At 52.7% G+C, this 22,117-nt stretch carries 22 protein-coding genes; 8 read left to right on the forward strand and 14 right to left on the reverse strand.

What is annotated here, in order from left to right:
- Positions 1–121: 121 nt before the first annotated feature.
- The 3 genes from glpK to MV421_RS03085 are packed head-to-tail and all read right to left on the reverse strand — an operon-like array spanning position 122 to position 3,138.
- Positions 122–1,606: a glycerol kinase GlpK gene (glpK, locus tag MV421_RS03075; RefSeq protein WP_297418463.1), complete on the reverse strand. Its 1,485-nt coding sequence runs from the start codon at positions 1,604–1,606 to the stop codon at positions 122–124.
- Positions 1,607–1,654: 48 nt separating this feature from the next.
- Positions 1,655–2,395, reverse strand: coding sequence for a glycerophosphodiester phosphodiesterase family protein (locus MV421_RS03080; RefSeq protein ID WP_297418528.1), 741 nt, complete (start codon positions 2,393–2,395; stop codon positions 1,655–1,657).
- A gap of 32 nt (positions 2,396–2,427) precedes the next feature.
- Positions 2,428–3,138 (reverse strand): glycerophosphodiester phosphodiesterase family protein, encoded by a 711-nt coding sequence (locus MV421_RS03085; protein WP_297418466.1) that lies wholly within the window; start codon positions 3,136–3,138, stop codon positions 2,428–2,430.
- 85 nt (positions 3,139–3,223) lie between these two features.
- On the opposite strand from MV421_RS03085, the gene MV421_RS03090 reads away from it, so the two are divergent.
- From MV421_RS03090 to MV421_RS03100, 3 genes are read left to right on the forward strand one after another with little or no spacing between them, the layout of a single operon-like run.
- The gene (locus MV421_RS03090; RefSeq protein WP_297418469.1) at positions 3,224–4,564 is read left to right on the forward strand and encodes an MFS transporter; all 1,341 of its coding nucleotides are present in this window, start codon (positions 3,224–3,226) and stop codon (positions 4,562–4,564) included.
- Between the two features lie 4 nt (positions 4,565–4,568).
- The gene (locus tag MV421_RS03095) at positions 4,569–5,429 is read left to right on the forward strand and encodes an alpha/beta hydrolase (protein WP_297503346.1); all 861 of its coding nucleotides are present in this window, start codon (positions 4,569–4,571) and stop codon (positions 5,427–5,429) included.
- 38 nt (positions 5,430–5,467) lie between these two features.
- The gene (locus MV421_RS03100; protein ID WP_297418475.1) at positions 5,468–6,190 is read left to right on the forward strand and encodes a DUF2334 domain-containing protein; all 723 of its coding nucleotides are present in this window, start codon (positions 5,468–5,470) and stop codon (positions 6,188–6,190) included.
- Here the strand turns inward: MV421_RS03100 and MV421_RS03105 are convergent.
- A complete protein-coding gene (locus tag MV421_RS03105; RefSeq protein ID WP_297517816.1) occupies positions 6,187–7,416 on the reverse strand; it encodes an ABC transporter permease in 1,230 nt (409 codons plus the stop codon). The two genes, MV421_RS03100 and MV421_RS03105, sit on opposite strands and share 4 nt — an antisense overlap.
- Positions 7,413–8,303, reverse strand: coding sequence for an ABC transporter ATP-binding protein (locus tag MV421_RS03110; protein ID WP_297418482.1), 891 nt, complete (start codon positions 8,301–8,303; stop codon positions 7,413–7,415). The genes MV421_RS03105 and MV421_RS03110 overlap by 4 nt, the downstream gene beginning before the upstream one ends.
- On the opposite strand from MV421_RS03110, the gene MV421_RS03115 reads away from it, so the two are divergent.
- Together MV421_RS03115 and MV421_RS03120 are read left to right on the forward strand one after the other, a co-directional pair.
- Positions 8,293–8,640 (forward strand): hypothetical protein, encoded by a 348-nt coding sequence (locus MV421_RS03115; RefSeq protein ID WP_297418485.1) that lies wholly within the window; start codon positions 8,293–8,295, stop codon positions 8,638–8,640. The two genes, MV421_RS03110 and MV421_RS03115, sit on opposite strands and share 11 nt — an antisense overlap.
- A 168-nt stretch (positions 8,641–8,808) precedes the next feature.
- Complete coding sequence (locus MV421_RS03120) at positions 8,809–9,132, forward strand: hypothetical protein (RefSeq protein WP_297418488.1); 324 nt, start codon at positions 8,809–8,811, stop codon at positions 9,130–9,132.
- A 171-nt stretch (positions 9,133–9,303) separates the two neighbouring features.
- On the opposite strand, the gene tmk is transcribed toward MV421_RS03120, so the two are convergent.
- The 3 genes from tmk to MV421_RS03135 form a co-directional block, all read right to left on the reverse strand.
- Entirely contained in the window at positions 9,304–9,930 is a 627-nt protein-coding gene (gene tmk / locus MV421_RS03125; RefSeq protein WP_297418531.1) for a dTMP kinase, read from the reverse strand.
- 93 nt (positions 9,931–10,023) lie between these two features.
- Positions 10,024–10,731: a phospho-sugar mutase gene (locus tag MV421_RS03130; protein WP_297418491.1), complete on the reverse strand. Its 708-nt coding sequence runs from the start codon at positions 10,729–10,731 to the stop codon at positions 10,024–10,026.
- A gap of 10 nt (positions 10,732–10,741) precedes the next feature.
- Positions 10,742–11,827 (reverse strand): NDP-sugar synthase, encoded by a 1,086-nt coding sequence (locus MV421_RS03135; RefSeq protein ID WP_297418536.1) that lies wholly within the window; start codon positions 11,825–11,827, stop codon positions 10,742–10,744.
- 140 nt (positions 11,828–11,967) lie between these two features.
- Between MV421_RS03135 and MV421_RS03140 the strand changes: the two genes are divergently transcribed.
- From MV421_RS03140 to MV421_RS03150, 3 genes are all read left to right on the forward strand, one after another.
- Positions 11,968–13,842 (forward strand): phosphoenolpyruvate carboxykinase (GTP), encoded by a 1,875-nt coding sequence (locus tag MV421_RS03140; RefSeq protein ID WP_297418494.1) that lies wholly within the window; start codon positions 11,968–11,970, stop codon positions 13,840–13,842.
- A 97-nt stretch (positions 13,843–13,939) separates the two neighbouring features.
- Complete coding sequence (malP, locus tag MV421_RS03145; protein WP_297418497.1) at positions 13,940–16,435, forward strand: maltodextrin phosphorylase; 2,496 nt, start codon at positions 13,940–13,942, stop codon at positions 16,433–16,435.
- A 102-nt stretch (positions 16,436–16,537) separates the two neighbouring features.
- Positions 16,538–17,827 carry a sodium-dependent transporter gene (locus tag MV421_RS03150; RefSeq protein WP_297418500.1) on the forward strand — a complete coding sequence of 430 codons (1,290 nt, stop codon included), beginning with the start codon at positions 16,538–16,540 and terminating at the stop codon, positions 17,825–17,827.
- A gap of 50 nt (positions 17,828–17,877) precedes the next feature.
- On the opposite strand, the gene MV421_RS03155 is transcribed toward MV421_RS03150, so the two are convergent.
- From MV421_RS03155 to MV421_RS03180, 6 genes are all read right to left on the reverse strand, one after another.
- Positions 17,878–19,593, reverse strand: coding sequence for a glutamate--tRNA ligase (locus tag MV421_RS03155; protein WP_297503348.1), 1,716 nt, complete (start codon positions 19,591–19,593; stop codon positions 17,878–17,880).
- Positions 19,594–19,635: 42 nt separating this feature from the next.
- On the reverse strand, positions 19,636–19,821 hold the full coding sequence (locus MV421_RS03160) for a hypothetical protein (protein WP_297503350.1): 186 nt from the start codon (positions 19,819–19,821) through the stop codon (positions 19,636–19,638).
- 82 nt (positions 19,822–19,903) lie between these two features.
- The gene (gene dnaG / locus MV421_RS03165) at positions 19,904–21,325 is read right to left on the reverse strand and encodes a DNA primase DnaG (RefSeq protein ID WP_297418506.1); all 1,422 of its coding nucleotides are present in this window, start codon (positions 21,323–21,325) and stop codon (positions 19,904–19,906) included.
- On the reverse strand, positions 21,270–21,719 hold the full coding sequence (locus MV421_RS03170; RefSeq protein WP_297418509.1) for a toprim domain-containing protein: 450 nt from the start codon (positions 21,717–21,719) through the stop codon (positions 21,270–21,272). The genes dnaG and MV421_RS03170 overlap by 56 nt, the downstream gene beginning before the upstream one ends.
- Before the next feature lie 52 nt (positions 21,720–21,771).
- Positions 21,772–21,969: a hypothetical protein gene (locus tag MV421_RS03175; RefSeq protein WP_297418511.1), complete on the reverse strand. Its 198-nt coding sequence runs from the start codon at positions 21,967–21,969 to the stop codon at positions 21,772–21,774.
- A complete protein-coding gene (locus MV421_RS03180) occupies positions 21,966–22,109 on the reverse strand; it encodes a hypothetical protein (RefSeq protein WP_297418513.1) in 144 nt (47 codons plus the stop codon). The genes MV421_RS03175 and MV421_RS03180 overlap by 4 nt, the downstream gene beginning before the upstream one ends.
- Between the last annotated feature and the right edge of the window lie 8 nt (positions 22,110–22,117).

A 22,117-nucleotide genomic window follows, 5' to 3' on the forward strand; every position in this document is an offset into this window, starting at 1 on the left:
GGTAACCTAACACAGAAGACAGAACCAATAGGACGCCAAAAACGACCAGAAACCTCCTCATGATATCCCTTATTCTTCTACGACTGATATGTTAATAAAATTTATGGGTAGGAATGGTAAGTCATTGACTGCCGACGACCTTCGCCCATCCCATCGCCCTCGTTACCGCCTCCTTCCAGCCGCGGTAGAGCTTCTCCCTTGTCTCCCCATCCACAGACGGCTCAAAGACCCTCTCCGCCCCCCAGAGGCTCCTTATCTCATCTTGACTGCTCCAATAATCAACGGCTAGTCCTGCAAGATAGGCCGCGCCAAGGGCGGTGGTTTCCTTCACTACAGGCCTGACGACGCGCCTGTTGAGTATGTCAGCCTGGAAGCCCATCAGGAAGTCGTTGGCCGTTGCCCCACCATCGACGCGGAGTTCCTTTATCCCGACGAGCTTCTCCATCTCCTCAATCACGTCGCGCGTGAGGTATGCTATAGCCTCTAAGGTCGCCCTCGCCAGGTGCTCCCTGCCGGTTCCACGGGTTATGCCGATTATCAGCCCGCGCGCAAACTGATCCCAGTAGGGTGCGCCGAGGCCAACAAACGCTGGGACGAAGTAGACTCCCTCATTGCTTTCCAGCTTTCTGGCAAGTCCCTCCGTCTCTGCGGCGCTCTTGATTATCTTTATCCCGTCGCGGAGCCACTGCACAGCGGCACCTGTTATGAAGATGCTCCCCTCGAGGGCGTAGCTGACCTTCCCGTTTAGACCCCAGGCGATGGTGGTGAGCAGGTTGTCGGAGTAGCGGACAGTTTTACCTGTATTAGCCAGGATAAAGCTTCCTGTGCCGTAGGTGGCCTTTACCATCCCCGCATCGAAGGCTGCCTGACCGAATAATGCGGCCTGCTGATCCCCGGCGTCCCCGCTTACCGGAATCTCTTTGCCCAGGAGTTCTCTCCTGGTGTATCCGTAGATCTCGCTCGATCCCCTGACCTCTGGCAAAACCTCCTCAGGGATGCCGAATATCTCAAGAAGCTCGTCGTCCCACTCCAGCTTTTTGATGTTGAAGAGCATCGTCCTTGAAGCGTTGGAGTAATCGGTGACGTGTTCTCCAGTTAGGCGGTAGATAAGGAACGTATCGACTGTTCCAAAGAGGACCTCTCCGCGTTCGGCCTTTTCCCTCAAACCGGGCACGTTGTCGAGGAGCCACTTAAGTTTTGAAGCGGAGAAATAAGCGTCCGGCACAAGACCGGTCTTTTTCTTAATCAGACCGCCATACTCGCGCTTTATCTCCTCGACCATCTCTGCAGTTCTCCTGCACTGCCAGACTATTGCATTGTAGAGCGGTTTTCCACTCCTATCCCAGACAATAGTGGTTTCCCTCTGGTTGGTAACGCCTATAGCAGCTATCTGCCCAGAATTAATTTTGGCCCTCTCGATAGCGGTATTTATCGCCCTGAACTGAGCGTTCCATACCTCCTCCGGGTCGTGCTCCACCCAGCCCGGCCTCGGATAGTGCTGGGGGAACTCGTACTGACCGACGCCGTGTATATTACCCTTCCTGTCGAAGAGTATAGCTCTAGCTGAAGTCGTTCCTTCGTCGAGTGATAGGATGAACTTCTTCATGTTCTCACCGAAAAGTAGGAAGAGAAGGAAAGTATATTAGGGATTCGGTCACTTCAGCCCTATCGAATCGAGGTAGGAGAGCATCCTCTCAATGTCGTTGACTATGACACCATCGAAGAGGCCACCGAGGCGGACAAGGTTGTCGTTCTGATAGTAGAGTTCCTCGTTTAGAGGCCAGAGAACGGCCTTAAGCCCAGCTTTTTTAATCATCTGAAGCGCCCCCACGGTCTTCTCAACGCCAAGGATGGCCATCGCGTCTATCGGGGGGTTTATTGACCAGGGTCTAAGCTCCGCTATAAGCCTTGGGAGCTGGGAGAAGGTTTCCTCGCTGTCTATGAGTATCCCAAGCCTCGTTTTAGAGTCGCGCTTTCTATACTCCCTCAGGGCATCTATGAGGAAGGATGAAACGATTATCCTGTCAGGATGGTTCCTCCCTATGATTTCAGCGGTCTTTGGAACGGCATCGATGTCCTTTATCTCGACGTTGACAACGGCATCCTCCGGAATGGTCTCAAAGACCTCCTCCAGAGTTGGTATTCTCTCCCCATCGCCGAAGTCGAGCACCTTAAGCTCCTCGAGCGTCATTTCCTTGACTCTACCGCTCCCGTTGCTCGTCCTGTCGACGGTCTCATCGTGGATTACAACGATCTCTCCATCCCTAGTCAGCCAGACGTCAAGCTCGATTCCATCCGCGCCGGCTTCGATGGCCTTTTTAAAGGCCAGAAGGGTGTTCTCAGGATACTTAGCTGAATATCCTCTGTGGCCGAGAACGAGTGTTTTTCCTTCCATGACAATCACCTTCGTTTGGGGTAGGTGGGAGCCTAAAAAACCTTTCCCAGCTTAGCTGGATCGTTGGAAATGATTACATCAACAGAAGGGATCAGCCTCGGAATCCAGAAAAGCTCGTCCATACTGTAGTTCCAGAGGTAAATCCGGAGTCCCCGCCTTCTGAGGGTTCGGATAAGGGTTGCGAGAGGTCTATAACCAATGTATGCGATGGCATCTATAGGGACGTGTGCCGAATAAAAACCTCGGGAGCGGAGGAGTTCAATGATGGGGCGGAGACCGAGTATGGAGACACCTATCTTGCAGTCGGGACACTCTTTTAATAGAAGCTTTGATATGCTCACTTTATCTGCAGAAAAAATGGTTTTGTCAAGGGCTTTCTTCCGTTCAACGAGCTTGATAAGGGGTTCAATGGCCCCCGCTTCCTTAACGTCTGCGTTGAAGAGAGTGGCATTGAGGGACAGCACCTCTGAAACCTTCGGAATCAACGGGCCAAGGGGGTGGAGTTTTCTGAGCAGGGAGAGACTAACGTTACCTATCCTGAACCTTTTTCCCCCCGCGTTAAAGGCCCTGTCATGATGGACTACTAGCTTTCCATCCTTCGTTACCCTGACATCGAACTCTATCCCGTTGGCGTACTTTAAAGCCCTTCTAAACGCTGGAAGCGTATTTTCCAGCGGCCCTCTGAAGCCCCTGTGCCCTAATATGAAGATATTTTCATTGTTCATTTCTGTCCCGATTTTCATCGTCCAGATATGAACTGGCAACCCTTAAAAGCTTATTCTGTATTACTACTAACGTTTCATCACTGTACGGGGTAGAATAAAGGTGATGAGGATGGGCATCGATAAACGGAAGTTCAGCTGGGGAATGGTTCTCAGTCTAGCCCTGCTCGGGTTCAGCATGAGTACGGGCTGGGCAATAAACAAGGGTCTAACCTTTAAGTTGCTCCAAGAAGGATACACCAACGCTCCGGCGGTTATAGGGGCCGTGCTATCTCTCCAAGGTCTTATGGGACTCATCGTGCCACCCCTGATGGGGTATTACAGTGATGTTTACTCGTCGGGAAGGGGTAGGAGAACGCCCTTCGTGCTTGCGGGTGGTATCCTTGCTGGTTTGATAGCCCTAGCTATATACCTGGGCTACGTTGCAAGGATGTCCCTTGCGGCCTTCGCGGTAATCTTGGCGGCGTTCTACTTTTTCATGTACTTCTTCGTCGCCCAGTACCGCTCCCTGATGCCGGATGTTGTTGAGAGCGGTGCCCGCGGCAAGGTCAGCGGAATAATAACGCTCTTTGAGTGGATGGGCAACCTCTTCCTCTTTGGCATGATAGCCTTCCTGGCCGTGAAGGCCAGCGCTGTTACTGGGGTAAGCGACGAGATAAAGGCCATGAGTGAAGCCGGCTACCTCTGGATTCCCTTCGCTGTGGTCGCTATCTTCCTCATTGGTTCGGCTATCTACGTCTTCTTCAGGGTAAAGGAGCCAAAGATAAAAGGGGAAATGCCAGAAGAGTCCCTTTGGGACTACTTCAGGACAATACTCTCCGACAGGGACTTCCTGAGCTTCTACATCGCCCAGATGCTCTGGTGGCTTAGCTTCGAGTTCATAGCTGTATTCATGTTTGGAATCCTCGAATCCGTTCTCGGAACCTCCAGCGTCACCGCCCTTGGAAACGCCATAATGGCCCTCTTCAACGTTACCGTCCTAATCGGAGCCATAACCGGCGGCCCACTCTACGACAGGATTGGCAGGAGAAAGTCCATCATCATTGGAGGGGTGCTCTTCCTGATTCCACTCCTCCTTGGCTGGTTTATCCACACGAAGCTCCAGGTCACGGCACTCATCGGTTTCGCAGGAATAGGCTGGGGAATGCTGATGGCCACCTCCTGGCCGGTCATCGGAGACCTCCTCACCAAGTACGAGAAGGAGGCATTCAACGGGCGTTACTATGGCTTCTTTGAGGCCACTAAATCCTTCCCGATACTCATAGCGGGCCTCGTTGGCGGCGGCATCGTCCAGCTCGCTGGGGGAAACTACAAGATCCTCTTCCCGGTAGGGGCTATCTTCGTCCTCATAGCCCTGCCGTTGATATGGGGAATGAAGCACCTGGACGTTATGTCAAACGAAAAGCCGGGAATAGACAAGATTGAGGACACGCAGGAGGGGGTATGAAAACGTGTTGTTGGAAGTTTTGATTTTTCTTTTCCTCCTCTTCATTCTCTTCGCGGTCTTTATAGCGTACAAAATGGCGAAGCCTCCACGCTTCGTCGGTGACTGGACGCCCAAGGATCTCGGCTCCGGCTATGAGGAGGCAACCTTCGAGACCTCCGATGGTCTTAGGCTAGACGGTTGGTGGATCCCGAACGGGAGCGACAAAACGGTGATTCCCCTCCACGGTTACACGCGGAGCAGGTGGGACGACGTTTACATGAAGCAAACCACGGAGTTCCTCCTTAGAGAGGGCTACAACGTCCTGACCTTCGACTTCCGCGCCCACGGCAGGAGCGAGGGGAAGTACACCACAGTCGGGAGGGACGAGGTTAAAGATGTTGAAGCCGCCGTCCGCTGGTTGGAAAAGAACCATCCGGAAGCGGCCGGAAGCATAGCCCTGATAGGATTCTCGATGGGTGCGATAGTCACCATCCGCTCGCTGGCCGAGCTTGAAGGGGTTTGCTGTGGGGTTGCAGATTCACCACCGATGTATCTCGACAGAACAGGCGCGAGAAGCCTGAAGTACTTCGCCAACCTGCCTGAATGGCTTTACCCCTTCGTCAAGCCCTTTGGAAGGCTATTCAGCGGGAGGACGGAGGACACCATCAATCTGGCGGAGAGAGTGAAGAAGCCGCTCCTGCTCATAGCGGGTGAGAAAGATCCCCTCGTGGGGGTGGGTGAGGTTAGGGAGTTCTACGAGCACAACAGGAAGGTCAACCCCGACGTTGAGCTCTGGGTTACCGATGCTTCCCATGTCAGGACGCTGGAGTTCCATCCCGAGGAGTGGAAGGCCAGGGTCGGGGACTTCCTGAAGAGACACCTCTGAGGGGCAAACTTTTTAGCCATTCCTTCTTTTCACCTCTGATGAAGTCCTCCGGAAAGGTCATCACCATCGTGTTCCTTGTGTTCCTCGCCTCTTCTTCGCTCGTGAGGCCCGCCTACGTTCCGGCCTTTGGCCACTTCGTAATTCTCCTCCACGATGTCAGCCCGGGCTACATGGAGCAGTTGCGGGAGATAACGAACGTAATAAGCGCGTACGGCTTCCAGAACGAGACGTATCTCCTCGTGATTCCAAACCACGGCGGTGAAAAGCCCCTGTGTAAATATCCTGCATTTGTAAGGTTCCTGGAAATGCTCGAAAGGGAGGGTTATCATATCGAGCTTCACGGTTACAACCACATTGGAGAAGAATTCAACTGCAACGCGAGCACGGCGGAGGAGAAGCTTGAGCTTGGTTTAAGGGAGTTCAAAAAATGCGGTCTGCCTTTTCCTGAGTACTTCATTGCCCCAAGGTACAGTATGTCAAGCGATGCCCTCGGCGTTCTCCTGAGCCACAACATAACCGTCATAGGGAAGGACTTCATTTACTTCCCCGATGGCCGGATCGAGCCGGTTTACAACCACGAGTACACATGGTACATCCCCGATTTTCTCGTTCCATACCAGCTTTTGAGCGCGGAGAGTGCTTACTCCCATATTAACGGCACTTTCATTCTCTCCGTTCATCCGGTGGCAGTCAACAACGACGCGGGAATGACCTTCTTGAGGAGGTTCCTGCGGTTCGTGAGGAAAAAAGATTGGAGCTAACCGAGCCTCTTCACGGCCCAGTTGTAGAGGAGCACCGCAATCAAGAGAATTCCAAAGGCACTCACGGAGAGCCAGAGGATGCCGGGCAGGACTTCACTAGCAGGCCTATGATAAAGTTCGAGCAGTCGGAGTCCCTTGAGCGCGCTGCCAAGCGGGAAGTAGTTGACTATGGGCCTTGCCCAGTCCGGTAGGGTTGCCTCGGGTATGACGATGCCAGCAAGAAACAGGAGAGGCATCGATATCAGGTTGACTATCGTGTTGGTTGCCTTTATGCTCCTCGTTGCCATTGCTATTGCCAACCCGAGGCTCATCGAGAAGACCGCCGCGAGGAATATCAGGACCCAGCCCGGGGGGCTTGGAAAGATCGTTTCCCCGAAGACCAGCTTCGCGTAGGCTATACCCGCAAGTATGCTGATGGTTACAATGGTAAAGGTCGAGAGCACCTTTCCGGCCAGAAAGTCCCAGGCCGTTGCCGGTGAGGCCGCTATCCTCCTGAGGGTCCCGTGCTCTATCTCTTCAAGCGTCCCCGAGCCTATCAACAGCATGGTCGCGAAGAGGAACTGAATTCCAATGAAGCTCGTGACGTAGAACTGAATTGGGGATGGGGCATTCCCGGTAACGTTTTTCTCCTCCACCTCAATGGGGTTCACCAGGCCGAGAAGGTACGCCTTGCCATCTTCAACGGTGAAGTTGTCCCCAAAATTCGAGGACATGTACTTCCCCATATAGGACAGGGTGATGTTCAGTCTCCTCACGGCCATCTCATGCCTAAACTCCGAGAGGAAACCCTTCACCGTTCCGCTTACTACCTGATACTTCTGGGGGTCGCTTCTATCGAAGTACGCATAAATCCTGATGGGAAGACCTTCGGAGACGTTCTTTTCAAAGCCCCTGGGAAATACAAGGAGTGCGTCTATCCGTCCCTGGTTGATGGCTTCCATACCTATCTTCTCGCTCCCATACTCTCTGATCTTAAAGACGTGAACTCCGTCAATGGTGAAGTTTTCCATTGCAGCAACGACGTTTCCCGTCGTGAAGATGGCGCTCCCATTGGGGCAAACGACGCCGAGCTGAATCGTCACCGGCGGACTGTGACCGCCCCAGATTCCCCCGAGTAAGGTTATCCACATGAGGGGGAAGGCGAAGACCCAAAACATGGTCATTCGTTCCCTCTTTACCTCCTTCAAATCCTTTAGAATTATTCCTTTAACAACCCGTCTGTTCATTCCAGACCCCTCCCGGTGAGTTTGAGAAAAACATCCTCAAGGGTTGGTTCTTCGACCCTTATCGTCCTTATTTCGCTCTCCTCTGAGATGAGGGTTTCAACAACACGGGGAAGCAAGGTTCTGGCGTTTTCCACTGAAACCCTGAGTATGTTCCCACGCTCTATTACCCTAGGAAACTCCCTTCTCACGAGTTCAACCCCCCTTAAACTCCCTTCTATGTGAAGAACACTCTCCCTCCCAGCCAGGGACTTCAGTTCGTCAGGTGTTCCCACGGCAATCACCTTCCCCTCGTTCATTATAGCCACCCTGCTGGCCAGGGCATCGGCCTCCTCCATGTAGTGGGTCGCGAGCAGAACCGTTCTCCCCTCGTACTGGAACCGTTTTATTCTCCCCCACAGCTCTCTTCTCGATGGAACGTCCAGCCCTGTGGATGGTTCATCCAGTATGAGGATTCTAGGCTCGTAGAGGAGTGCTACGGCGAGGCTGAGCTTCCTCTTCATTCCCCCGCTCAGCTCCTTCGCCTTCTTCTCTGGAGGAAGCGAGAACTCCTCAATGAGCTTTGGGATCCTGCTTGGGGGAGCGTTATAGATGTCGGCGTAGAAGTCCAGATTCTCCCTCACTGTGAGCAGGTCGTAGGCAACGCTCTCCTGGGGTACGTAACCTATTAGTCTGGCGGTTTCCTTTGAGAGGTGCTTTCCAAAGACCTTGATCTCTCCGGAATCATAGCCGAGCCCCTCAGTTAGGATTCTTATGAGTGTTGTTTTTCCTGCCCCGTTTGGTCCGAGAAGGGCGAAGACTTCCCCCTCTTCCACCTCAATACTGACCCCTTTCAGGGCAAAAAACTCACCGTAGCTTTTCTTCAACCCATTAATTTTGATGGCTTTCATGGGCAACCCCAAGCCCAGAAACGGGGTGGAAGATATAAAGAGGGTGGAAACTCTGAAATTCAGAACTGACTGCAAAGCTCCTCTGCAATCCATTTATACTGACTTGGAGAACACTATCACGTCCGAAAACCCATCTACACGTGCTCTTCTATTCCCACAAGCCCGTTCCCCTGAAACGAACCCATCTAATAGCGAGCTGAGAGGCGATATCCCGGGACTTAAGTTTCATTTCCGTGGCTTTCTCGAAGCCGTGAACATGTCAAAGAACGTTTCTATTGCCCTGAAGCACCGGATTATCATTTTATCTTCAGGACCATCCCACCGTAGATACCTGTAAAACTCAGCTAAGGACAAAACACCACCTGGCTCATTTAGGAAAGTACTTTAGAATATCGTTTGAATTATGTCTTAATAAAGTGTAAATAGTTGACTAGTTAAACACACAAACTTTTACGCAATCGAAAAATATAAAAAGATTGCATCCAAAATACGCTCAGGTGATACCATGGACTTTGCGATGTTCATGGAGAGATACGGGTATAAAGCCCTGTGGTATGCAATGCTCCTCTTTGTCATCGTTGGAATACCAATCTGGCTTGGCTATGCCCTTGTATCGCACGGGTTCTTCACAAAGAGTCAGGCGGCTTTCATAGTCGGGCTTTTCATAGTCGCTTCTGTAATAGCGGCGAACTTTGGAAAGTTCATGAACACGACAACGAGCCTTTTCAGCAGGCTCGGCTACAACAACAGGGCCAAGCTCTTCGAGGATAAGAAGAAGATCGAGCGCGAGAGGGAGAAGCTTAAGGAGGAGGGAGGAAAGCTCTACTGATGGGCCTCGGTTAACCCTCTTTTCTTCACCATTCAGCGTGGCTAACGCTCGTCATTGGCCCAAGGGAATTGGGAAAGACTTTTTAAAAAGCAACCGGAAGAATAATGGGGAATGACGAGCGTTTACCGGTCTGATTCGCTACCAGATGAAGAGACTGGCACTGGCCGACCCCTACTTCTCCCCGGAGAGTTCGTGCTTGACAAGCTCAACTATATCCTCGTGTATATCCTCGACGCTCGCGAGGGCGTTAACGATCTTCATCTCAGGGAAGCGCTCCGCTAACCTTAGGTAGTTCTCGCGGACGGCTTTTTGGAGTTCAGCTATCCTATCGAACTCGCTCTTTATGCTTCTTCTGTTTATGCGCCTCATGCTCTCCCTGACCGGGAGGTCAAGCAGTATAACTATGTCGGGCCTTACGGCAAACCTGTTCAAGCCGATGAGCCACTCAAGGTTGAGCCCTCTAGCCCACTGGTAAGCGAGGGACGAATAGAAGTAGCGGTCGGAGATGACGATTTTACCCTCTTTAATGGCTGGTTTGATGAGCTTCTCAACATGTTCGGCTCGATCAGCCGCAAAGAGGAGCGCCTCGGCCTCGTGGCTTATCCTAGCGCCGTCTATTATGCCCTCTCTTCCGCCCGTAAGAACGAGCCTCCTGATGAGCTTGCCGAAGGCTGTATCCGTCGGTTCCTTCGTCAGGACGACCTCCTTTCCCCTCTCCTCGAACCATTCGGCAAGAAGCCTTGCCTGAGTTGATTTACCTGCACCATCAATGCCTTCTATGACTATGAAAGTCCCCACAGCCCTCACCTCCACGGATGAAACTGGTGAAGTGGTTACCTTTTAACCTTTTTCTGCGAAGGCTTTGCGAAAAAAACAGGGAAAACTGAAGCATCAGAGGTTCCTTTTCATGTGGTCAAGTAAAGTCCACATGCTGCCGAACTCTTTCTGCTCTCCTTTGTGGTGAAGTTCTATCGTCCCGTCCGGCCTGAAGCGCAGTCCAAAGTCATAGCCCCCCTTGTTTAACTTGTGGAGAAAGACCTCCTTCGGCTTGGGGGGCAGATAGCTCGTCATCATGTCGTTGATAAGCTCCGTTTCAAAGTCAAAGTGCTCGCTCATGCGCGGGAAGAAGAGAACCGCTGGGGTGTTCATTGCGTCGACGAGGGCTTTACCCTCTATCTTGAAGTTGTAGTGCTTGAAGACCTCGTGCAGGAAGTCATCGAGGGCGTTTGGGTAGTAAACTGTCGCGCCTATGTCGTTCGGGTGTGCCTCAATGAAGCTTTTACTCTCAAGTATGGTGTTTATCTCATCTGCGTCCATTCCGTTGACGTAAACCCTGACGCCGTTGTAGTAGTAGACGTATGCCAACGGAAGACCCTTTCTATGGGAGAAGTCCTTCAACGCGACGAGTGGAATCAGGCGGACGTCCATTATGGTCGAACCAGTGCTGACGATTCCAACCACCATCGCGCGCTTTCCGTACCTCGATATTGCCCTACCGTCTCTTCCAACTATTATGGTACCGTGCGAAATCGTCCCTATGGCCCTTCCAAGCAGGGCCAGCTCCTCAGGGTTGAACCTTGGGGAATAATATACCTCCATCCTAACCACCTCAATCGGGCAGTATTATACTCTCCTTTCCAATCCTCGACTCCACCCATATCTTGACGTTGGAGCCGATTTTGCTGAAGTCCTCGATGAGCGTGTTATCACCCACAACGCTTCCGGGCTGGATCACAACGCCCTTCCCTATGCGGACGTTTTCACCTATTATGGTTTCTTTGATCTCAGCACCATCCCCTATGGTGACGCCTGAAAATATCACCGAACGCTCTATTTTAACGTTTCGTCCTATTTCAACGTCGTTCCCGATGACTGCAAAGCCTCTAATGTCGGGTTTCCTAAGGATGCACTGCCTTCCGGTCACTATGGCCCCACCGTGTTCTAAGTTGCCCTTTAAGCTTTCCGTCCTCAGGCCAGGAAGGGCGAGCCTGCCCGCGAAGACATCCTTAGTGGCCTGGAGATAGCTTGAGGGCCTTCCAACATCGTTCCAGTATTCATTGAAGGTGAATCCATAGAGGGGCAGGTCGTTCTCCAGCATCCGTGGGAAGAGGTCTTTTGAGAAATCGAACTCCTTCGCCTTTGGAACGAGGTCAAAGGCCTCAGGCTCAAAGACGTAGATGCCGGCGTTGACGAGATTGCTGAATGCCTCCTCCTGCTTTGGCTTCTCCTTGAAGCGCAGGATTCTGCCATCACTGTCGATTATCGCTATGCCGTACTGGGTCGGGTCCTCTACTGAGGAGAGCGCTATCGTCGCGAGGGCGTTCTTGGATCGGTGGTACTTGTAGAGCGCTTTAGGGTCAAGGTTAGTCAGGACGTCGCTCGAAACCACGAAGAACGTATCGTCCATGTGCTTCACCACCTTCTTGGTGGCCCCAGCGGTTCCGAGTTTTATGTTGTCCCCATTGGAATAGTGTATCTCAACCCCCCATTCACCCCCGTCACCGAAGTAGTCAATTATGCGCTCCTTAAGGTAGCCGACGAGAACGTAGACCTCATCCACCCCCGCACTGATCAAGTTCAGCAGGGCGTATTCCATCGGGGACCTGTTGAAGAAGGGAATCATGGGCTTCGGCCTGTAAACTGTCAGTGGGAGAAGCCTTGTCCCCCTGCCCCCTGCGAGTACTACCGCCTTCATGATGCGCACCATCCAATGTATCATTCCCGGTTAATATGCCTTGTGATGCCATCACCACTGAACCCATAGGTTCATCGGCGTATAAACTTACTCGACAAACTATTTTAAGACATTGCCCAACTCTTCCCGGAGGCGATATTATGGAACCCCTTGAGAGGCTTGAAAAGTTCCTCGATAAGGAGCAGTTTGAAAAGATAAAGGCGATAGACAACCCGGAGCTGCATGCTTTTTTAGCGGAGTGGATTGAGTGGCTTGGACCGGACAGGGTCTTCGTCTGCACGGATAACAAAGAGGACGAACTCTACGTCCGCTGGAAGGCCCTCTACTACGGGGAAGAGAGAATGCTCGAAACGCCGAACCACACCATCCACTACGACAACTACTACGACCAGGCTAGGGACAAGGCCAACACGGCCATCCTGACCCCCGGCGGAAAGCCCCTCCCGTACCTTAACACCAAGGACAGGGACGAGGGGCTCAGGGAGATACGCGAGCTTATGAGAGGCATAATGAAAGGCAAGGAGCTTTTTGTCTGCTTCTTCACTCTCGGACCGAAGAACTCCATATTCTCGATTCCAGCCGTTCAGCTCACCGATTCCGCTTATGTTGCCCACTCGGAGTTCATCCTCTATAGAAAAGGTTACGAGGAGTTCAAACGCCTCGGCAGGAGCGCGAGGTTCTTCCGCTTCGTCCACAGCGAGGGTGAGCTTGATGAAAGGAAGACGAGCAAGAACCTCGACAAGAGGAGGATTTACATCGACCTTGATGATGAGACTGTTTACTCCGTCAACACCCAGTATGGCGGTAACACAATCGGCCTCAAAAAGCCCGCCTTCCGCCTAACCATAAACAGAGCCGTCAAGGAGGGCTGGCTAAGCGAGCACATGTTCTTGATGAGAGTAAACGGCCCACATGGCAGGAAGACTTACTTCACCGGTGCCTATCCAAGTATGTGCGGCAAGACCTCAACGGCCATGATAAGCTGGGAGAACATAGTTGGCGATGACCTGAGCTTCATCCTCCCGGTAAACGGTGTGGCTAGGGGAGCGAACGTTGAAAAGGGCGTTTTCGGCATCATCCAGGGGGTGAACCCTGAGGATGACCCGGTAATATGGAACATCCTTCACTCGCCGGTTGAGATTATCTTCTCAAACGTCCTCGTCAAGGACGGCAAGCCCTACTGGAACGACATGGGTGTTGAGATTCCGAACGAGGGTGAGAACCACAGCGGTGAGTGGTGGTGCGGAAAGAAAGACGCCGAGGGCAACGAGATACCGCCGAGCCACAAGAACGCGCGCTTTACCGTCCCGCTCGAGCACTTCCCCAACGTCGATTTGGAGGCCCTGGATAATCCGTGCGGAGTTGAGGTAGGCGGCATGATATTCGGCGGCAGGGATGCAGACACTTGGCCGCCGGTGAGGGAGGCCTTTAACTGGAAGCACGGCGTGATAACGATGGGCGCCGCTCTTGAGAGCGAGACGACGGCGGCAACCCTCGGCAAGGAAGGTGTCAGGGCATTCAACCCGATGGCCATCCTTGACTTCATGAGTGTGCACCTTGGGGGCTACATAAGAAACTACCTCGACTTTGAGAATCGCGTTAAAAAGCCCCCCAAGATATTCGCCGTCAACTACTTCCTCCGTGACAGAAACGGAACCTGGCTTAACCACAAGCTTGATAAAGGTGTCTGGCTCAAGTGGATGGAGTTGAGGGTGCACGGCGACGTTGATGCTATAGAAACCCCGATAGGTTATATACCAAAGTATGAGGACCTGAAGAGGCTATTCAAGGTGGTCCTGGACAAAGAGTACACGAAGGAGGCATATGAGAAGCAGTTCATGATAAGGGTTCCCGAGCTTCTCGCCAAGATAGATCGCATTGAAGAAACCTACAGAAAGCTTGATAACGTTCCTGAGGAACTTTTCCAGGTCCTTGAGGAGGAGAGAAAGCGCCTCCTCGCGGCCAGGGAAAAGTACGGCGACTACATCAGCCCCTTTGCACTTGATGAGATTTAACCCTCTCTTCTGTTTTTATCTTCGTCATCCGACGAGAGGCAGATTTTTAAGGTCGTGGGTGACTAGGTATCACCTATAATGATATAGGGTGATTGCTATGGCTACGCTTGATAGCTGCACCTGTGATGCAATCAGGGATAAGCTCCCCCACCCCCTCAAGGGGCTGGCCGATTTGGCCTATAACTACTGGTGGAGTTGGAACAGGAGGGCAACGAAGCTCTGGGAGAGAATTGACCCGGAGCTTTGGACGGAGCACAAGAATCCCGTTAAGCTCATCCTTGATACCCCTGAGGGTCGCTTTAGGGAACTCCTCCGCGATGACGACTTCATGAACCTCTATGAGCTTGTGATGGATCAGTTTGAGGCCTATATGAACCCAGATTCCACCTGGTTCTCAACCAACTATCCTAAGTGGGACAGGCCGATAGTCTATATGTGCATGGAGTATGGTATAAGCAGAAGCCTTCCTATATACTCCGGTGGTCTTGGCATTCTCGCCGGAGACCACGTTAAAACTGCAAGCGACCTTGGACTGCCTTTCATAGCTGTCGGTCTTCTCTACAAGCACGGCTACTTTAGACAGGAAATCGATGAGAATGGAAGGCAGAGGGAGGTATTCCCCGAGTACAAGCCGGAGGAAATGCCGATACAGCCCGTCCTCGGGAAGGATGGAAAGCTTCTCCTAATCGAGGTCCCAATCGAGGACAGGACCGTCTACGCAAGGGCCTTTGAGGTCAAGGTTGGAATGGTAAGAATGTACCTTCTTGACACCGACGTGCCCGAGAATGACCCAGAAGATAGAACGGTCTGTGATTACCTCTACAACGCCGAGATGGACAAGCGCATAAAGCAGGAGATACTCCTCGGAATCGGGGGGATGAGACTTTTGAAGGCCCTCGGTATTGAGCCTGGCGTTGTCCACCTTAACGAGGGACATCCTGCCTTTGCGAACCTTCAGAGGATGGCCTGGTACATGGAGGAAGGCCTGACGTTCACGGAAGCTCTGAGCATCGTCAGGGGGACCACAATCTTCACCACTCACACGCCGGTTCCCGCCGGTCATGACAGGTTTCCCATTGAAGAGGTCAGGAAGAGGCTCTCCGGCTTCTTGGGGGGGAGAGAAAACCTGCTCGAACTCGGCCGCGAGGATGATCAGCTCAACATGACGCTTCTGGCCATAAGAACATCGAGTTACGTCAACGGAGTCAGCCAGCTTCACACAGAGGTTAGCAAGCATATGTGGAAGGACCTCTGGTCTGGCGTTCCGATAGACGAGATTCCCATAGTCGGCATAACCAACGGCGTCCACACCATGACTTGGGTCCACAATGAGATGCGTAAACTCTTCGACCGTTATATAGGAAAAGTCTGGAGGGAACACACAAATATCGCGGGTGTATGGTACGCGGTGGAGAGAATTCCAGATGGAGAACTCTGGGAGGCCCACCTTGAGGCGAAGGGACAGTTCCTTGAACTCCTCAGGAGGAAGGTTCTCCTTAGGAACCAGCGCCTCGGCGTCGACAATCCCCTACCGAGCATGGAGGAGAATGCCCTGATAATCGGCTTCGCCAGGCGCTTTGCCACCTACAAGAGGGCGACGCTTTTATTCACGGATCTTGAGAGACTCAAGAGGCTCCTTAACGATCCGAAGAGGCCGGTCTACCTTGTGTTCGGTGGAAAGGCCCACCCGCGCGACGAAGCCGGGAAGGAGTTCCTCAGGCGCGTCTACGAGGTCAGTCAGATGCCGGAGTTTAGGGGCAAGATATTCATCATGGAGAACTACGACATGGGGAGCGCGAGGCTCATGGTTGCCGGCGTTGACGTCTGGCTCAACAACCCGCGCAGGCCTATGGAGGCGAGCGGAACGAGCGGCATGAAGGCCGGTCTCAACGGCGTCCTCAACGCGAGTATCTTTGACGGCTGGTGGGTCGAGGGCTACAACGGCAAAAATGGATGGGTCATAGGTGAGGAGAGCACCGAGCCTGAGACAGAGGCGGACGACCTCAAGGACGCCCAGTCCCTCTACGAACTCCTTGAGAGGGAGATAATCCCGACCTATTACGACAACCGCGAGCGCTGGATATACATGATGAGGGAGAGCATAAAAAGCATCGCGCCTCGCTTCAGCACCCACAGGATGGTCAAGGAGTACATGGACAGGTTTTACTCAACGGCCATGAGCAACCACATCTGGCTGACGAGGGAGAACTACCGCGGGGCCAAAGAGATAGCCGTATGGAAGGACAGGGTCACGGCATCTTGGGACGCGGTTAAGTTCGAGGACGTCAAGGTGAACGAGGAGGGGAAAGTTGAAGCGATCATTTATCTCGATGGTCTTATGCCTGACGACGTCAGGGTTGAGCTTTACTACGGTGTCAGGGCCCAGGGTTACGAGATAGAGAGACCCCACATAGTTGAGCTGAGGCATCCTCAGAAGGCAGGCGATAGAAGATGGCTCTACACATATGAGGGCAACGCTCTCAGGCATCTAGGGGACCCATGCTGGCACCACGCGCTCAGGGTTTACCCCCATCATGAGAAATTGCCCCACAGGTTCCTACTCGGCCTTGTCAAATGGTGGGGTGTTGATTGAACTTTTGTTTAACTCAGAGTTTTATTTCATCCCCTTTGTCATGGGATAAGTTTTTAACTATGCCATCGCACCAACTTAGTCCATCAATGGAGGTATGGAATCATGGATGAGATTAAAAAATGGACGGTATACATGATTTTCCTGGTGGCAGGATTCGCAACTGGAATAGGAAGCATCGGGCTGTTCCCTCAATTCTGGCTCCAGTATGGCAGCACCGGCCTGGCACTGTACTTGGTTTTCCTAGTGGTGCTGACGTACGTGGCAATCCTGGAGACAGAGACTGCCATGAAATCCGGCTACTACTTCGTCGAACTCTACAACAAGGTGTCGAAACGGCCCGCAATGATACTGGCGATATTCACGGTGATAACCATCTTCCTCTCCTACTACGCCGCCAACGTCATGCTGTCACTCCTCTCACCGGTGCTTGGAACAGGGACGGTCGCAAGGTTCATTGCAAAGCTGATAATGCTTGGCATAGTGTTCTGGGTTCTCACAAGGGCCAAGGAAAAGACCTTCGCAATAATGGCGGGAGGCGCTATATTCTTCTTCTTGGCGGTCGTTGTCACCACTATAGCATTCAAAGTCCAGATACCAGGGAACGCGGCGTTTCTTGGAATGGCAAAGCACATGCTCGTGGCTTCACACCCAGTAACCATGGCAATGATTAAGGCCGCGGCTGAGAAGGCAGTCTACGGAGTTGGACTTGGCTTCGCGTTCTACCTCATGATTGGAAGCTTCCTCAACGAGCGCTTCAACGCCAAGGTGATCATCGGCACCGGAATACTCGTCCAACTCCTCATGGGGTTGATGTCGACCGTTGTTGTTGTTTACTCCATAGCACCGGCCACCCCTGGCAGGCTCTTGGAATACGTCTACGGAGGGGAAGAAGGTGCCATACAACTCCTAGGAGACCTGCCCCACATACTGTCGAACTATCCGCTACTCTTGGCCCTCATGGCACTTTCCGTGTTCTTTGCAGGGATAACTAGCCTGCTTCCGACATCGGAGGTCGGCCTCCAGATCATCGAGTCGGTCATGGGCACCGGGAGGGAGAAGGCGGCCATGTATCTAACTGGAATCGCCCTCCTCATTGGAATCTTTGACTCTCCACCTACTATAGCCGAGATGATGCTCAAGGCAGTGACCGCTTCACTGTTTTTCACCGCGATATTTGAACTTTACCCTGTTATATTCTCCAAGAAGGGTAAGCCAACGGGTGTCATCACGGCGATAGCGGTTGCAGTGACCCTGCTTCTGATTGGAGGGTTCTACGCATTTTACAGAGACTTCAGCTCCGGCGGAGTTTACATTGCCTCCGGCGTGATTTCTCTGCTCATAATACTGTTCGGTATCTTCGGGGACAGGACCGTGTCGCAGGAGACGGTCTGAGACTTTCTTTCAATTTATCCCCTGCTCAAAATCTGAGGAAAGAGAAGAAGTCAGCGGTGGGCGAATACCGCCACGACCTTCTCACTAACATCGTCAATCCTAACGAAACCAAAGCGCTCAAACTGCACTATGTCATCCACCTTCACCTTGGCGTCACTCTCAAGGAGACCCCTTCTCACAAGCAGCTCGTCCCCCTCGGGAACGAGAACTTCACAGGGCTTCCCTTCCGTGACCCAGTGAACCATCCTCCAGTGGTTCTTCTTGGCTGTTTCATAGTCAACGCCCTGGAACCTTGCCCTGATGCCCTCCTCTTTCACCTCGAGGATTTCAACGTTGAAAAGGTCCTTCAGGCGGACAAAGTTGCCCGGCCCGAACAGCCTTATGTCGTCCTTCGAGACGTAGACCGGATCGTTAGGCTTGAATCTGAGCTTTCTTGTCCCCCTCTCCGGATAATCGGGGTGAAGAGGTATCTCAGCTGTAAACTCCTTAGCCCCTTCTATGTACATCGGGACTGGGTCAGCGACGAAGAAGTAGCGGTTGGCTATCGGCTCGACTATGCGCCTGTTTATTGCCGCAAGGTTATCCCAGCTTATCGTTGTGTCACTCCTCTTGAGGCCGACCTCTATGATGAGCTCCCTAATTGCTTCCGGTCTTATTCCGCGCCTCTTCAAAGCGCGGATGGTTCCAAGCCTTGGATCATCCCAGCCGAGGTATTTGCCCTCCTCGATTCCCTTCCTCGTCTTGGACTTGCTGAGGATAACGCCCTCTATGCTGAGCCTGCCATGGTGGACCGTGACCGGGTACTCCCAGCCGAAATAGTCATAGAGGTAGCGCTGTCTCGTCTCGTTTTCAGCGTGCTCCTGCCCACGGAAGATGTGGGTAACTCCTAATTCGTGATCGTCTATGGCTGAGGCGAAGTTGTATAATGGCCAGACGCGGTACTTGTTGCCAACGCGTGGATGGTTTGCGTTGTCAATTATCCTAAGTGCCGGCCAGTCCCTAACTGCTGGATTTGGGTGCTTGAGGTCGGTCTTTATCCTCACTACCGCTTCTCCTTCTCTATACTCGCCGTTCAGCATCTTCCTCCAGCGTTCGAGCTGAACTTCTGGCGGCTCGTCCCTGTGAGGGCAGGCGATTCCCTTATCGCGAAGCTCGCGAAACTTCTCAGGTGGACATGTGCATACGTAGGCCTTGCCCCCCCGTATGAGCTTCTCGGCGTAGTCGTAGTAGAGTTCAATTCTGTCGCTCGCTATGTGAACCTCATCCACTTTAAAGCCGAGCCACTCCAAATCTTCCTTAATCCATTCGTAGAACCTCGGCTCCGGTCTCTTGACCTTAGGGTCGGTGTCGTCGAAGCGGAGGATGAACTTCCCGCCGTAGAGCCTCGCGTACTCGTGGCTCAGGATTGCAGCGCGGGCGTTCCCAAGGTGGAAGGCCCCATCAGGATTAGGTGCGAAGCGGGTGACAACTTTACCCTTCTTAGCCTTTGGAAGCGGTTGGAGGCTCTTCTTCTCTTCCTTCTTCTCCTTCTTGGCCTCGAAGAACCCGGGATAAATCTCGCGGAGCTTGGCTCCCTGTTCCTCTAAGCTAAGGGAGTTCACCTTCTCAATGACATCGTTAACGAGGGGGATTATCTCCTTCGCCCTTGGCCTCAGCTCGGGGTTTTCGCCGAGAACCTTTCCGATGACGGCCTTTGGATTGGCCTTTCCCCGGTGAGTGTAAGCGTTAACCAGCGCGTACTTCCAGACCAGCGTCTCGACTTCCATCTTCCACCACCTGGAAAAGAAGGGATGGGAGAGTTATAAAGGTTAGTCCTCCAACGTTTCTAGGTCTTCCGGTTCTTCTTCCAACTCATAACCTCGTGGAACATCGGGCGATGCCGGTTCCTCTGAAAGCGAGGGCCAGATATTGTGAAGTCCACCACCGCGAGGAGAATGCCTCACATTTTTCTTCCCGAAAGCCTCGCCCTTCAGGGCGGGGAGGAAGTCAGCCAAGCTCCACCCTGATTCACCAGCAGGAATTACTCCATCCGGTTGAAACGTTCTAATCAAAAGAATTATGAAGTGAAAAAAGGAGTCACTCCGCAAAGGTGACTATCTTGAGGTTCACAGGCCGTCTAACGACGTTGTACTTCCTTGCACCGATGAGGTGCTTAACTCCGGTCTCGCTGACGGTGTCTATGAGCCTTTGAGTTATGACGCCGTTGAACACCACCGTATAAACATCCTTGCGCTCCTTTAGATGGTTGGTGAGTTCTCTGACGGGAATTTCAGCTATGACGTTACGGTTCTCGTCGAGGAGTATGGCAGTTGACTCCTTGCCGTTCTTGACTTTTTCTATGAACATCTTAAACTCGTCAAGCTCGCTCTTCCTGGACTTCTGGATGGGCCTGATTATGCGCTCCTCCTTCTTTGGCCCCCCTCTTTCGGCTCTCTCGGGTCTGCGCTCCTCAACTACCTTTTGGGCCTGCGGTGCCTGCTGGGAGGGGGCGGCGACCACAATGGGGGGCACTTTTTTCTCCCTCTCATCCATCTCCTTCTCGCGCTCTTTCTCCCTTATGACATCGTAGAAGTTCCTGCCCTTGTAGAATATCTCCGTGATGACCTGTTCTGCCGGGACCTTGCTCCTCAGGGCCTTGACCATCTCCTTCTTCGTAAGCTCTTCCACCTCTTTGCCCTCTGGAGCGCGGGCCACGTAGTCAACGTCTGCGACCTGGAGAAGTTCCTTGAGGATAAGCTCACCGCCACGGTCGCCGTCGGTGAAAGTCGTTACTATGCGTTCCCTACTGAGCTTAATTATGGTTTCGGGAATCGAGGTTCCCTCAACCGCTATGGCGTTCTTTATGCCGTGCTTGAGCAGGTTTAGAACGTCGGCCCTGCCCTCAACGACTATGATCGAGTCGGAGAACGGAACGTGTGGTCCGGCTGGAAGCTTCTCCGGGCCATACTCTATGAGTTCCTTCGCTCGGACAGCCTTTTTGACCTCTTCAGTAAGCTCCTGAGTCTCCGGTATCCCCTGGTCCATGAGACCCTCGAGTATCTCCTTGGCCCTCTCTATTATGTACTTCCTCTTGGTTGCCCTGACGTCCTCAATGCGGAGAACCTTTATCTGGGCCTCAGCAGGCCCAACGCGGTCTATCGTCTCCAGAGCGGCCGCGAGGATTGCCGTCTCAACCCTGTCAAGGCTTGAAGGAACGGTTATCGTTCCATAGGTCTTTCCTGCCTTGGTGTGAACCTCAACCCTTATCCTTCCGATCCTCCCGGTCTTCTGGAGTTCCCTTAGGTCAAGGTCGTCCCCGAGGAGTCCCTCGGTCTGACCGAATATTGCACCGACGACATCGGGCCTTTCGACTATTCCGTTTGCCTCAAATTCAGCGTACACAACATACTTTGTGGTTCCGAACTCATCCTTGGCTGACATGTTACCACCTTCTCTTTTCTTTTCAAACTTCTGCTTTTCGGACAAAATCTGGTGTATCACAGTCTTCTTCCTCTTCATCGAATCCCCTCCGAAGGGGGCCAGAAACGGAGACCTTGAGGTAAAGACCGTAGAGGTCCTCAACCCCTTTCACGTCCTTCTTGACCAGCTTCTTTAATTCCCTGCGCGTCTCTGCATCAACCCTGCAGGGGTAACCTTCGAGATAGCGAAGGAGCTTCCCCGCAAGTTCGTCGCCCTTCCTGTCAAAGTCGGTAAGTATCATGACTTCCCTATACGATGATGCGGTGAGCGCAATTTCGGTTAAAGGCAGGCGTGAGAGCCTTATTATCCCCGCCCTGACCCCCAGATTCCTCAGAGCCACCTCGTCTCGCCGACCCTCCACGATGAGGGCACCTTCAAACTCTCGCAGTTTGCATATAATCTCCAGGAATCTTTTATAGTTTTCGGCGTACATGACGCCCCGCAGGGGTAAACGCGTTAGGGGTTATAAGTTTAATGGCATCCCATCAAAGTTTATACCTAAAGCCAAAGATGGGCCAGCTGAGGTAGTCGGTCTTCCTTCTATAGAGCAGCGCTATTAGTGCCCCGAGGAACGGTAAGTAGAGTAGCACTGCCGATTCCCAGCCTCTTACGTTCGTCTCGACACCTATCAGTATCGTCACAGTAAAGCCGACTAGAAAGATGGTGAAGACGTAGAATATCATCCCTGCCCTCTTTGGGTTGATACGGCGAGCAGGATTATCGTCGAAAATATGGCGGAGGAGATAAGACCAAATCCCCATGCGAGGTACGAGAATGCCAGGAAAATCCCGACCGAAACTATGGGGAGGAGCCACCTTGCCATGTGCCCCC

Origin of the sequence: Thermococcus sp. (genome assembly GCF_027023865.1) — an archaeon.
GTDB lineage: Archaea > Methanobacteriota_B > Thermococci > Thermococcales > Thermococcaceae > Thermococcus.